We start from the raw sequence: 12717 nt of genomic DNA, 5'->3' as shown, positions 1-12717 counted from the left end.
AGCTCACCGTCCTGTCGCAGGTCCGGCGCGGTCGTCAGGCGCAGCACATCAGGGTCATCCAGGTATCCGACTGCGAAGGGCAGATTGGTTCCGAGCTTCTGGGCCGAAGCCGGGAGCCCGGATGAGTGGTGCGTATTGCGGTGGCTTGGAAATTGTTCAGCGGCCAGTAGTTCGTTGACTGTGGTGGCGCGGGTCGCCTCACACATGCTGACGGTCCGGCCTCCGCTTGGACACCGACGATCGCGGCCGACGGCGAGATCCGCGAGGGCGCCTGGGTCGCCGATCTCGCCGGCGACGTCCTGGACGGCTGGCCGAAGGGCATGCGGCTGATCGTACCCAAGAAACGGCTGCATCCCGGAGCCCAGTTGCGGCTTACCGAGACAGACGGGCTGCGACTGACGTGCTTCGCGAGGAACATGAGCAGCCGGCCGATCGCCGAGCTTGAGCTCTGTCACCGGCTACGAGCCCGCGCGGAGGACCGGATCCGGGCCGCCCGGGCCACCGCCTGCGCCCTCTGCCCCTGAAGCGCACCGCCCAGAACCGCGTCTGGCTTGAGATAGTGCAGGTCGTTTTGGGCCCGCTGGCCTGGATAGCGATGCTCGCTCTCACCAGCAAGGCCCGGCTTGCGGAAGCCGGGCGCCTGCAGTTCCGCCTGTTCACCGCGGCCGGACAACTGGTCACCACCGGCCACCACCAAATCTTCCGCCTTGCCCGGCAGCGATCCTGGACCAGCCACATCATCACCGCGCTCAACCGGCTCGCTCAACTACCGAACGCCGGCTGTCCGGCGCATCTCCGCCCCGTCCTGTGACCACCGCGCTCACCCCGGCAACAACGGAAGCCGGCATCCACCCGGCGCGCGAGTCGGGGCACCGGCATGCCCGCTATTCCGGCAGACAAAGCAAAACGGTCCGCCGACTCCGTCAGCAGACCGTCACGCAAGATTGAGGCTAGCCCGTGAACTCCCGGTTGCCGAGGTGCTGGGGACGCGGCTTGGGCGCGGCGTACGGCTCCTCGAGCCTGTTCTCCACGCTGTTATAGACGATGAAGATGTTGGAGCGCGGGAACGGCGTAATGTTGCCGTTGGAGCCGTGCAGCAGGTTCGAGTCAAACATCACTGCCGAGCCGGCGGGACCGGTGATCTGCTCTATTCCGTGGCGCTCCGCCATTTCCGTGAGATGGTCCTGGCCGGGCGAGCCGACGGTGATGCGGTGCACGCGCAGCGACTCCTTGTGAAACTCGGGCGGCGTCTCGCCGACCGACGGTATGAACGTCTTGTGCGTGCCCGGCATCACCAGGAGCGGGCCGTTGAAGGGGTGGTTCTCGCTCAGCGCGATAGACACGCTGAAGGCGCGCGGGCGGGGCATACCGTCCTCGGCGTGCCATGTCTCGAAGTCCGAGTGCCAGTCGAACTCGGCGCCGCCGAAGCCAGGCTTGTAGTTGACCCGGCTCTGGTGAATGTAGACGTCGGAGCCGAGCACCTGCCGGGCTATGTTGATGAGCCGGGGAGAGTGCAGCAGCTGGTTGAATACCTCGCTGACCTTCTCGACCTCGAACACTGAGCGCACCCGGTCGGAGTCCGGCTCCATCACCACGCGCTCGCTGGTCCGCAGGGCTGAGTCCCTCCCCAAGCGCTCCAGTTCGTCACGGAAGGCCTTCACCTCGTCGGCGGACAGGAGGTTGTCGAGAACGAGGTAGCCGGTGGACTCGTAGCGGCCCACCTGCTCTTTGCTTAGGGGGCCCGGGTGCTCGCCCCACACGCTGGGGTCCTTACGCGGCTGGGGTACAGCTTGGCCATCGACACGGGTGGGGTACAGGTCGGTGCGTACGGTGGTGGTCATGCTGCGGGTCCTCCTTCAGAGGGGGCGTAGTGGTGGGGAGGGTGGCCGGGAGATCGACCGTCGTCTCAGGTGGCCTCCTCTTCAGTGAGCAGCGGGTAGACACCGTCCCCGTCGTGGTCCTCCCGACCGGTGACGGGCGGGTTAAACACGCAAATGAAGCGAGAGTCGCTCTTGGGACGCAGGGTGTGCCGCTCGTGGCCGTCGAGGAGGTACATCGTGCCGGGAGTGATCAAATGCTTCTCCCCCGTCTCCTCGTTGGTCAGTTCCGCCTCGCCCTGGACGCACAGGCACGCTTCGATGTGGTTCGCGTACCACCACATTGGCGGTTCCGCGCCGGCATAGACCGTGGTCTCGTGCAGCGAGAATCCGACCCTTTCTTGGGCTAGGACGATGCGCTTGCTCTCCCAGGTACCGGACGCCGACTTCACGTGGCGTTCGGTCCCCTCGAGGTCCTCGAGCGAACGGACAATCATGGTGCGAGTTCCCTTCCTGGTTTCGCGGACGGCGTGAGCAGGCCGGTACTGACTGATGTTCTGCGATCTATGCGGCCCGTGAGAAGGGGATAGCGTTGGACTGATTCGGCCCTGGCATGTTCCGTCCGGCGTACTCTGATCTCGGCTGCATCCAGGTGCAGGCCCGATTAGGCCAAAACCGCTTACGGCCACTCGCCACCTCTTCCTTCGCTGCGCGTGGGCTCGGAGTATCGAAAGCCCCACAAAGTCATCATCGCGACATGCTAGCGACGGAAGGTCGAGTCATCATGAAGATTGTTGTTGACGCAGGGAAGTGCCAGAATCATGGCCAGTGCGCCATTTCGGCTCCAACCAACTTCGAGCTCGATACCAACGGGAAACTTCAGTATCGAGAGGCTTTCGACGAAGAAAACATTATCGACATCGAAGATGCTATCGATGCCTGCCCACTTCAGGCGATCTTCCTGAATTAGGATGCCCGTGTCTGAGATGAAGCCGATCATCGGCATCGTGGGTTCGGGTATAGCAGGATTACGGGCAGCCAGCGCAATACTTAAGTGCATGGCTGGTGCTAGGATTTTCATCTTCGGCGACGAGAATCATCGTACATATAATCGGCCCGGACTTACGAAAAAACGCTATCCGGAATCGAAGTCCTCTGATTTTGCCATCCTCGAGGATTTGCTGGTCACGGGAGTCGAAAATGACGCTCTCAACTGGCGCCTTGGTACCAGAGTCGAAACATCGGATTTGCGCGAGAAGGTACTACGTCTGAGTACAGGTGAGACGTTCGCATACGACCGGCTGGTGATTGCCACAGGCGTGCGCCCGCGGACCTCAACCGCCAATAGGGCATGTGAGTGCCGCACGCACAAAACTCTGCGCGATTTGGACGATGCCCGGTCCATCCACCGAGATCTACAGGAAAATAAAAGGGTCACAATTGTGGGCGCCGGATTCATTGCCTGCGAACTCGCGTCACTGGCTAAAGAGTACGCTTGTGACGTGACGATGTTGGAAACGCTCCGCCAGGGCCCGTTTGAAGGTGTGTTGGGAGAACGTATTTCCACCATACTCGCGCGTTGGCTCGTTCGGAACGGCGTGACGTTCTTGACAGGCAACGCTGCGCGGGAAAAATTACGTGATCATCCCGCGAATCAATCGCTCTTCATTGAGGCGACCGGAAGCGTGCCCAACGTCGAATGGCTGTACGGGAATGGCCTGGATCTGTCTGACGGAGTACGCGTAGATAAGTACATGTGTGTACCAGGCTACGCAGACGTTTTCGCTGCCGGGGACATCGCGCGATACCCAGATCCGCGGGCGCTGGATAGTATTACGCGTATGGAATTTTGGAAGAACGCGATCGACACTGGAGATCTTGCAGGTAGGTCCGTGGCATCATCTCTGAGTTACGACGCAAAGGTTTCACCCATTGGATACTTCCCGAACGCGACCACGGAGATTTGCGGGCTGCGCATTCAGATCGCCGGGAAACCCAAAACATCGGATTCCATGGAAATTGTCTACGGGGATCTGAACCGGCCCGATCACGGAGTACTCGTCCGGTTTCTACTCAAGGGCGCGATGGTCGGCGTCGCTTATATGGATACAGGCGCCCGCTTGAACAGCGCCTACATCAAGCTTCTGACGTCGTTGAAGCGGGGTTAACCTCGATCTTTCGTGACGGGCCGTCGGATTCTCCGGCGGCCCGTTTCGGCTTGTCGGGTCGGTGACGGGCAGGCCGGTGACCCGGCTGCCGCGTCGGCCGGATTCCACGGCTCCGGTCGGGGTGGTGGGGCTCGCAGAGACGGGAACTGGCTGGTCAGCCTGGGTTTGGAAGTGCGTCGAGTCACTGGATCGCGCTGGTGATCGCGTCTGTCCAGGGCCAGTGGCGGGTGAATCTCAGGTGCCGGCGGCGGCTGGTGGTGACGAGCTAGGCGGCGGCGGAGAACAGTCGCAGCCGCAGGCGGTGGGGCTCTCAGAGGCGGGGTTTGCCGGTCAGGGAGAGCATCGGCAGCCAGGCCAGTAGGTCAAGGGCGAGCTGGACGATCTCCAGCCAGATCTGGTTCTGCGTGGTGTCGTGCAGGGGCAGGTTGCGCAGGCTGGTGGCGCGTGCGTTGCGGATACGGTCCTCGGCCCGCGCGCGCTGGCGGTGGCGCAGTTCGAGTGCGGCGATCCGAGTATCGGTGGTGTCGGTGGTGTTGGTGGCGAAGCAGGTCAGCCGCAGTCCGTCGGCGTCGGTGAACCGCAACTGGGCGCCTGGGTGGGGACGTTCTTTGCGGACGATCAGCCGCATCCCCTGCGGCCAGCCCTGCAGGACGTCGCTGGTGAGTTCGGCGGTCCAGGCGCCGTCGCGGATCTCGCCTCCGGGTTCGACGGCGGGGGTCCAGGCGGAGGCGGGGACCTTCAGGACGGCCTGGTGAATGGCGTCGGTGAGAGTCATCCCGACCGAGTAGGACAGTCACCGGCCCCGCTTTGCGAGCCAGGCGACGAACTCGTGGGTGCCGCCCGCGGAGTCCGTGCGGATCAGGGTGGACCGGCCGCGCCGGTATCGCATGGGGAGCTGGGCCAGGGCGAGGCGGGTGGCGGTGATGTGATCGGTGGCGGTATTGCTGCCCGCGTTCCGGGGCCGTAGCAGGGCTGCCACCGGCTCTCCGGTGCTGCCGCGTCCGTGGTCGACGAAGCCCATCAGCGGATGATGCCCGTAGGTCTTCTTCCAGGTCGCAGCGGCGTCCTGCTTGTCGGAGTGGGCCAGGACCGGCGCCCCGTCCAGGTCCACGATCACCTGACCGTCCGCGTCCGGCGCGGAGGCACCGGCCAACTTCCAGACGTGTTCGCGTACTTCGGCCCGGGCCGACCGGGTCGCGGTCAGCGTCTTCGGTCCGTCCGCGGCGAGCTTGTCGATGAGCCGGGAGACGGTCGGGTCGGAGGCCACCGGCCCGAACACGGCCGGCTCGGCCCGCAGCATCCCGGCATCGGCCAGGCAGTCCCCGCCGAGCGCGACCGCCAGGGCCACGTCCAGCAGGATCTTCCCCGGATCGTGCGCCGCCCGGGGACGCCGCCACGGCGCGAGCGCCGCCGATATCGCGGTGTCCAGGCCGCTCCTGCGGATGGTCTCGACCAGCAGGACCCCTCCGGCCTGGGAGACCACCGCCCGGCCACCGCCCTCGATACGGACACGCGGATAGGATTCGATACGCTTCTTCACCTGAGGAGTGCTTCTTTCATGCGACGACCTGGACCTTAGACAAGTCCCATCGTTGCAGGTCAGGAGCACTATTCGCGTTTCCGATCACGCATCGGACACCCAGCCACGTGAAAGCCCGAGGCTAACGCGGCGACTGTCCGAGTGACTCGACCGGAGCAAGTCCTCCTCCGGCTGTCCGGTCGCGGTACAGCATGGCTGCTGCAGTCTCCGGCTCGCTTTCTTGCTGATCTGGTGCACTCGCCGGGCCGCGCGCTGGACCGATGCCGCATCCGGCGCGGCACGGCCGCGCGTCCTGACTGCAGGGATTCCTTGAGCGCGGCGACGGCCGGGAACATCTCCGGGTCGCTCTTGCTGCGGAACGTCTGCCAGCGGGCGAGCTTGCGCAGCGTGTGGTGCGCGGTGTCCATCAAGGCATGCTCACCTTGCTGCCATCGCGCCACCCGGTCCACGGAAGACGGTCCGGTAGGCGCTAGGCGAAGTGCCGAGCGCCGTGTGGAAGTGCTGACGGAGATTGGCGGCCGTGCCGAGGCCCGCCCGCTCGGCCACCCGGTCGACCGGTAGGTCCGACTCCTCCAGCAGTTCGCGGGCGTGTTCGATGCGCTGCTGGGTCAGCCAGTTCATCGGCGTAGTGCCGACCTCCTCGCGGAAGCGGCGCGTGAAGTTCCGTACGCTGGTGGCTTCCTGAGCGGCCATCTCGTCAAGGGTGATGGGCTCTCCGAGCCGCTCCAGGGCCCACCCACGCGCGGCCGCGGTGGAGGGCGACGACAACTCCGGCACGGGACGGCGTACATACTGCACTTGCCCTCCTTCCCGGTGTGGTGGCACGACAGTGCGTCGGGCGACGTCGTTGGCGACGGCCATGCCGAAGTCGCGCCGGATCATGTGCAGGCACAGGTCGGTCCCGGAGGCGCACCCCGCCGAGGTGAGCACGTCGCCGCCGTCGGTGTACAGCACGTCGGCGTCCAGCTCGACCTGGGGGAACAACCGGGCGAATTGGTCGGCAAAGCGCCAGTGCGTCGTCGCGGTCCTTCCGTCGAGCAGCCCGGCGGAAGCAAGTACGAAGGCGCCCGTGCAGATGGAGGCGACGCGGGTACCGGGACGGATGTAAGCAAGCGCCTTGGCGAGTGGCGCCGGGAGGGTCGGCTCCCGCTGCTCGTAGTCTTCGTAGGCGGACATCACGACCACTGTGTCGGCCTCGGCCAGGGCTTCGGGCCCGTATCGGACGTTGACGGTGAAGTCGCTGTCCGTGCGCAGTTCCCCGGCGCGCAGGGCACAGGTGGCGACCTCGTACAGCGGCTTGCCATCTGCTGATGCGCCCTCTCTGGCCTGGCCGAATAGCTGGTGGACGATGCCCAGTTCAATGGGGAGTGTCATCTGCCGAGCGAGGACGGCGACGTGGTGGCGCTCGGGGTGCGCGAAGACGGTCCTGGACTTCGTGGTCTCATCCATGGCCATATTCTTGCGCATCTGGGCCATCTAGACACTCGGTGCGTACGCCTCGCGTCGAGAGGCTGAGAATATGGTTCAGCACCCACAAGCTCAGACCTCGGACTCCTCGCGCTCACCGGCCGCTTTCCCGTCGCCCACCGGGCCCGCGGGCTCCCGCTTAGGTCTGCACCGTGCATGGGTCATCGCCGTCATCGCGGGGGCCGCCATCGTGACGGCCGGCGCCTTCACGACCGTCCCGGGGCTGCTGGTCACGCCGCTGCACGAGGAGTATGCCTGGGACCGCGGTCAGATCGCGATGGCCGCCTCCGTCAACATGGTCCTCTTCGGCTTCACAGCCCCCTTCGCGGCGGCACTGATGGAGCGCGCCGGAACCCGCCTTGTGGCGGCGGGCGCCATGCTGCTCATCGCGTTCGGCGCCCTACTCACCTACGCGATGGCTTCGCCGTGGCAATTGATTCTGTACTGGGGCGTGTTGATCGGCCTGGGCAGCGGGTGCCTGACGATGACCTTCGCCGCCCTCGTCGCCGACCGCTGGTTCGCGCGGCGGCGCGGTCTGGTCACAGGTGCACTGAGCGCGTCCAGCCATCTGGGACAACTACTCTTCCTGCCTCTGCTCGCCTGGTCGGTCGACCGCTACGGCTGGAGGCCCCCAGTGGTGACGCTTGCCCTCGTGGCTCTGGCTGTGTCCGCTCTGGTGGCCCTGCTCCTGCGCGACCACCCAGCCGACATCGGCGTCCTGCCGTACGGCGGCGATCATTTCGTAGCCAAACCCACACCCGCCCAGGGTGCCGCCCGCCGCACCGTGACGGTCCTCTTCAACGCCGCCCGCACCCCAACCTTCTGGTTGCTGGCAGGGATGTTCATCATCTGCGGCGCCTCTACCAACGGCATCATGTGGAGCAACTGGGTGCCTGCCGCTCACGACCACGGCATGCACGCGACCGCCGCCGCGTCAGCGCTGTCCCTGATCGGCGTCTTCTCCTCCCTCGGCGCGGTCGTCTCTGGCTGGCTCACCGACCGCTTCGACCCTCGTCGCCTGCTGGCCGTCTACTTCACCGTACGCGCGCTCACGCTGCTGACCCTGCCCATAGTACTTTCGTCCAATGTCCGGCCCTCCTTGATTATCTTCACGGTTGTCTACGGCCTCGTCGATGTCGCGACCGTCCCACCGGTTATCGCGCTCGCCCAGCGTGCTTACGGCGACGATGGCCCCATCGTCTTCGGATGGACCAACTCCGCTCACCAACTGGGTGCGGGCGCCTCAGCCTTCCTCGGCGCGACCGCCCGCGACCTGTTCGGCACGTACAACATCGTCTGGACCGCGCTGAGCGCGCTCTGCCTCGTCGCGGCCTTGATGACCATGGGCGTACGGGGCCCGCGAACCACTGAGCTCGCCATATAGCACATACCGGCGGGCTCGCCCATCTCACCCACGCCACGTCCCCACCCAACCGCAGGAGAATTCCGCCATGACTGATCAGGGCACCGCCGCCGACTCCGTCTCTGTGACTGCCCCGACCGGCGCGAAGCGTCCGAACACGCCACTGTGCACCTACTGCGGCACCGACGGGGACACCTTCGATGTGATCTCCAGGCACCGCACCTCCGAGGGCATCACAGTGTGGCTGCGCTGCTCCTGCGGCGCCCTGCAAGCCCGGGTAGTCAGCCGCGCAGGTACTCAGATCGTCGCCTGCGGCCGCCGTTGATGGCAACTTCAGCGGGGACAGGCGGGCGATGTCCTCGTCCCGTACGTGGATGCCCTCCGCGCGCATCTCGGCGATGACCTGCTGCATGTACACCGTGTTCCACAGCGTATCCGAGGCAGGCAGGCGACCGGTGGCTGTTTGTGCAGGTAGAACGTTTGCGGTCGTGTCCGCAAGAGATCCGTGTCAGGGACTCTCGAGGCGGGCAGCGTGCCGGGGGCCGAGTCGGCGTCGTAGTTTGAGGTTCTCGCTCTGGACGCTTTCGAGGGCCTGCCGCAGAGTCTGGACTTCGTCGCGGTGCCGTCGCTTGAGCTCGGCGAGTTGGGCGGTGAGGGTGCGGACGACGCTGCTCGGCGAGTCCTTGGTCGTCTTCATGGCCGGCCGGGGCGGGTGGTTCTGCTGGTGGTCCCGGAGCTGTTCGACGCGGCGGCGGATCTCGGTGGACCGGTAGAGGAAATCGAGCGAGACGTCGGCGGCCTGGGCCGACCACAGAAGGTGATCGGCCGTCCCTGGGGGATCATCTCTCGTAGCCCCTTCTCGGCGCGGGCCTGGGCGGCGGCGCTCTTGCGGGCGGCGGCCTGGCGGAGGTTGTCGGGGTTGCCGCGCATGCTGGTCACCTTCCGTCTTGACCATGGGCGATGACGTCGGTGCGGGCATCGACACCCGCTCCGCGAACGGCTTGGGGCGGCCCGTCTGCAAGCCGGGTCTTTTCGAGCTTGAGGATGGTCCGGCCGAGGATCTTGCTCCTGACTGCGCCCGGCGAGCCAGATGTTGTCCTCGCCCATCGGCTGCCCGGTCCGGGCGGTGAAGGCTTGCTGCCGCTCTTCGATGAGTTGGCTGGTGCGCTGTCGCTGGGTGGTGAGTTCGGGCAGGAAGGTGGCGTCCGTGGCGAACTTGTCACAGGTCAGGCAGGCGTTGCCCTTCGCGCATGACTGTCGGGGCGGCAACAGACACAGCCCGTTGGGCAAGATGCGGTCGGTGCGCTTGTCCAGTTCCACCATGTCGTAGAGGTCGCGCGGGTCCGTGGACAGTTCCCGGGCATCAGCGGTGATCTTCCGGTAGCGCAGGAACTCGCGCTCATGGGTCTCGGCGAGGGTCTTCGCGTAGTGCATCAGCATGACCGGCGACAGATGGCCGAAGTAGCGCTGGACGACGTGCATGGGGACGCAGGCGTTGAGGAGGCTGGTGGCCTTGGTGTGCCGGAAGCGGTGGGTGCGGTTGAAGTTGACCAGCCGTCCGGCGCTGTCTCGGATGTCGAGCCGACGGGCGAAGCCGAACAGCGTCTGGTTGATGCGTTCGAGGGGGTAGGGCTTGTCGGCGCGGCGGTTCATCTTGTGCGCGAGGAACAGGTACTTGGGTGTTGTCCCTGCCGCCCAGTGAGGACCGAGATGGGCGTCGGCCCGCTGCTGCTGTGCCCGGATGATGGCGACGATCTCGGCATCGGCGAGGATCGTGTCCGGCGCCTGCTCGATCTTCGTCTGCTGGTAGCGGCGCTTGGCCACGAAGGCGCCGTCGGCTGCCTCGTCGCCGTCGGGCCGGGTGAGCCGGTCCAGCGCGAACAGCGGCTCGCGGTCCAGCATTCTGATCTCGCTGATCCGGCGCCCGATACGGGCCTGCAACATCATGATCCTCATGAGCTGCTCGTCGCCGAACCCGCCGTCTTCGAGGGGTTCACCGAGCACGTGCAGGTTGGCCATGATCTGGGAGAACGCGGTGTCGTCGATGATCTCCCAGCGTTCCGGCTGGACCGTGGGCCGGCCCTTCTCTCCGTGGCGCGGACAGGCTCCACCGCCACCTTCACGTTCACCTCCCCCGGCTCGGCGACGCTCACCAACACTCCGGAACTCACGTTCAAGGCGTTCGCTCCCGGAGTGAAGCCGGTGTCCTACAAGCTGGAGCGGATGCCCGCGGTGCGGTGCGACTCCGTGCCCAGCATCTCCGGCAAGAGCGGTGGCTGCGTCCACCCCGCGGCGCCTCCTACTTTCACGCTCTCCCGCCAGGACCGGCAGGTCAGCGAAGCGGCCCTGCGCGTCTTCGATGCCCAGCGGAAGCTGGCCGGCGATCCCGGCCTGTTCGGGCAGGGCAAGCCGCTGCACCGCACCATGGACAAGAAGCTGATCGCGGAGAACCGCGGCGCGGCCTGGCCGAAGCGCCTGCCCCGCCCGCCGGGCAAAAGCTGCGACGAGTTCCCCTTCGCCTCCATCAAGGAGGGCGGGGCGTCCGGCAACTACAGCCGCCGCATGATCAACGCGAAGCACAACATCGAGGCCGACGGCTCCAAGTACCTCCTCAAGGCGTACAGGGACCACCGGATCCTGAACGGCGACGCGTTTTGGGTGAACGTCACATGAGCGTCAGCAGCCCTGTCGAAGTCTGGGTGGAGTACCGGCAGTTCTACCTCGCCGACCCCAATCTCGGCACCGACCCGGTACCCGCGGTCGATGCCGCCCCCGACGGCGTCCTGGCCGTCGCGGACGACGCCGCACTCATCCTCACCGGCCTCCACACCGGCAACGTCCACGTCACCGTCCAGACCGAGGCCACCGACCCCGGCACGGCGCCGGGGAACTGGGAGCACGTTGCCGAGGCCACCCTCACCTCCACCACCGGCACGCTCGTGGTCCGCGGCTACGAGGACGGCCCGCTCGACGACCTGCCCTCCCTCACCCCGCACGGCCCCGGCACCTACCGCCTGCGCCTCCACCACCACGGCCGCGCCCACGCCCACGCCCTCGACACCGCCGGCCCCGACGAAGACTCCGGCGAGCACCACCTCCTGCAGACCTGGCCCACACCCCGCACATGACAGCCCCGGATCCGGTCGGCGGCTGGCTGGCCGTCTGGAGCCCCGACCCTGGCAGGGAGTGAACACAGTGCGGGCCTCCACCCGGCCAGGGTGGAGGCCCGCACCTGCCACTCGTCCTCGCGAATCTGTGGTGACTCGCCTTCGCCCGCCGCGATCACGCCCCATGCTTCCTGCGGCACGAGAAGTGTTCGTGCAGCCCTTCGGGTCCTGGAAGGCTTGCTGGTTGACCGCAGCCGAAGCGGCACAGCGGGATCGCTTGCCCCGACGCGTCGATCGGCACCCTGGCGGCCTCGGTTTCCGGGGGGGGGCGGGACTCAAGGACGATCGCGCGGCTGCCACGTCGCTGCTTCGGTTCAGCCCGCGCCTCCGAAGCTGGGCGGTCCTCGGTGCACTTGTCGCGCCGGTCTCCCTGTCGTACGGATGGCTGGCGCTCCTTGTCGTCCGGAGCAGGCCCGTTCGCCTCTAGGTACTGCTGCCACTGCTGTGCGGGGAGCCAACCGTGGTGGCCACCCCGCTGGAACGGGATCCGTTCACCGGCCGCAGCTTCCACGATGAACCGGGTGAGGGTCAGACCGCCTTCCCCTGTGAAGGTGCTCGACTGATGGGCGGGCATGAGGATGCGGTGCCAGCCACCGCAGTATCCGGCGTCGGTGGGGTTCTCCGGGTCGTAAGGCTTGTCCGGGCACCGGGTGAGCGCACCGTTCGGACTGCACTGGCCCTCCTCCAGGACGAAGTTGCCGTCCCGGACTGCAATGGGGTTCTTCTGCACGCGGATGACGGAGGTCGGCAGATTGGGCGTGCGGACGTAGGGGACGGTGCCGATGCCGGCGTGGTCGGGGTCGGCGAAGTCCCAGACCGACTGAATCCCGCCGCGGCGCCGGAACCCCTCCCGTGCACGCATTCCGCGAACTGTCTGGGCACTCAGCTGGGGCTCGTAGCCCAGGACGATGCCGTTGGCGCCGTTGATGCGTACATCGAGGCGTGCGTGCCCGTCGGCAGTCTGCGACTCGATGTCAGCGTGGAAGCCGTGGTCTTCGGAGTCCTTCGCGACGCGTTCCTTGCGGGCGAGGTGCTCGTCGGATTCGTGGCTGATGGGCTTCTCCCCGGGTTTCCGGTAGTGGGAGGCAAGCAATACGCCCTCACGCTGGACGAGGTACATGGAGACGCGCCGGCCGCGGAGGTCCCGGCAGTCGGGGCAGATGAGCCCGCGTCTTTCGACGGGGACACGTTTGCG

At 66.3% G+C, this 12717-nt stretch carries 12 protein-coding genes and 2 pseudogenes; 7 read left to right on the top strand and 7 right to left on the bottom strand.

Going from position 1 to position 12717, the window contains the following annotated elements; all coding sequences use genetic code 11:
• Nucleotides 1-201 precede the first annotated feature (201 nt).
• Nucleotides 202-811, top strand: a pseudogene (locus tag AB0D18_RS41070) (transposase); the annotation flags it as partial.
• A gap of 139 nt (nucleotides 812-950) precedes the next feature.
• Here AB0D18_RS41070 and thpD read toward each other — a convergent pair.
• Complete coding sequence (thpD, locus tag AB0D18_RS41065; RefSeq protein WP_362430818.1) at nucleotides 951-1841, bottom strand: ectoine hydroxylase; 891 nt, start codon at nucleotides 1839-1841, stop codon at nucleotides 951-953.
• 65 nt (nucleotides 1842-1906) lie between these two features.
• Entirely contained in the window at nucleotides 1907-2314 is a 408-nt protein-coding gene (locus AB0D18_RS41060) for an ectoine synthase (protein ID WP_362430817.1), read from the bottom strand.
• A gap of 116 nt (nucleotides 2315-2430) precedes the next feature.
• Between AB0D18_RS41060 and AB0D18_RS41055 the strand changes: the two genes are divergently transcribed.
• Nucleotides 2431-2787, top strand: coding sequence for a ferredoxin (locus tag AB0D18_RS41055; protein WP_362430816.1), 357 nt, complete (start codon nucleotides 2431-2433; stop codon nucleotides 2785-2787).
• Between the two features lie 16 nt (nucleotides 2788-2803).
• Complete coding sequence (locus AB0D18_RS41050; RefSeq protein WP_362430820.1) at nucleotides 2804-3985, top strand: NAD(P)/FAD-dependent oxidoreductase; 1182 nt, start codon at nucleotides 2804-2806, stop codon at nucleotides 3983-3985.
• Between the two features lie 181 nt (nucleotides 3986-4166).
• Here the strand turns inward: AB0D18_RS41050 and AB0D18_RS41045 are convergent.
• Nucleotides 4167-5525 (bottom strand): annotated as a pseudogene (locus AB0D18_RS41045) (IS1380 family transposase).
• 417 nt (nucleotides 5526-5942) lie between these two features.
• A complete protein-coding gene (locus AB0D18_RS41040; RefSeq protein ID WP_362430815.1) occupies nucleotides 5943-6974 on the bottom strand; it encodes a helix-turn-helix domain-containing protein in 1032 nt (343 codons plus the stop codon).
• 190 nt (nucleotides 6975-7164) lie between these two features.
• Here AB0D18_RS41040 and AB0D18_RS41035 point away from each other — a divergent pair, with 190 nt between their 5' ends.
• Both AB0D18_RS41035 and AB0D18_RS41030 read left to right on the top strand, forming a co-directional pair.
• The gene (locus AB0D18_RS41035; protein WP_362430819.1) at nucleotides 7165-8376 is read left to right on the top strand and encodes an MFS transporter; all 1212 of its coding nucleotides are present in this window, start codon (nucleotides 7165-7167) and stop codon (nucleotides 8374-8376) included.
• A gap of 67 nt (nucleotides 8377-8443) precedes the next feature.
• Nucleotides 8444-8680, top strand: coding sequence for a hypothetical protein (locus AB0D18_RS41030; RefSeq protein ID WP_362430814.1), 237 nt, complete (start codon nucleotides 8444-8446; stop codon nucleotides 8678-8680).
• Between the two features lie 183 nt (nucleotides 8681-8863).
• On the opposite strand, the gene AB0D18_RS41025 is transcribed toward AB0D18_RS41030, so the two are convergent.
• Entirely contained in the window at nucleotides 8864-9052 is a 189-nt protein-coding gene (locus AB0D18_RS41025) for a hypothetical protein (protein ID WP_362430813.1), read from the bottom strand.
• Nucleotides 9049-10374: a tyrosine-type recombinase/integrase gene (locus AB0D18_RS41020; RefSeq protein ID WP_362430812.1), complete on the bottom strand. Its 1326-nt coding sequence runs from the start codon at nucleotides 10372-10374 to the stop codon at nucleotides 9049-9051. The genes AB0D18_RS41025 and AB0D18_RS41020 overlap by 4 nt, the downstream gene beginning before the upstream one ends.
• A 72-nt stretch (nucleotides 10375-10446) precedes the next feature.
• Between AB0D18_RS41020 and AB0D18_RS41015 the strand changes: the two genes are divergently transcribed.
• Both AB0D18_RS41015 and AB0D18_RS41010 read left to right on the top strand, forming a co-directional pair.
• A complete protein-coding gene (locus AB0D18_RS41015; RefSeq protein ID WP_362430811.1) occupies nucleotides 10447-11028 on the top strand; it encodes a NucA/NucB deoxyribonuclease domain-containing protein in 582 nt (193 codons plus the stop codon).
• Nucleotides 11025-11483, top strand: a complete 459-nt coding sequence (locus tag AB0D18_RS41010) for a hypothetical protein (protein WP_362430810.1) — start codon at nucleotides 11025-11027, stop codon at nucleotides 11481-11483. Before AB0D18_RS41015 ends, AB0D18_RS41010 begins: the two co-directional genes overlap by 4 nt.
• A gap of 154 nt (nucleotides 11484-11637) precedes the next feature.
• On the opposite strand, the gene AB0D18_RS41005 is transcribed toward AB0D18_RS41010, so the two are convergent.
• Nucleotides 11638-12717: hypothetical protein (locus AB0D18_RS41005; protein WP_362430809.1), on the bottom strand; the 1080-nt coding region annotated here is incomplete at its 5' end.

The organism is Streptomyces sp. NPDC048442, from assembly GCF_040651475.1.
Lineage (GTDB): Bacteria > Actinomycetota > Actinomycetes > Streptomycetales > Streptomycetaceae > Streptomyces.
Note: the sequence above shows the minus strand (reverse complement) of the source record. Positions and strands in the feature narration are given on the sequence as shown.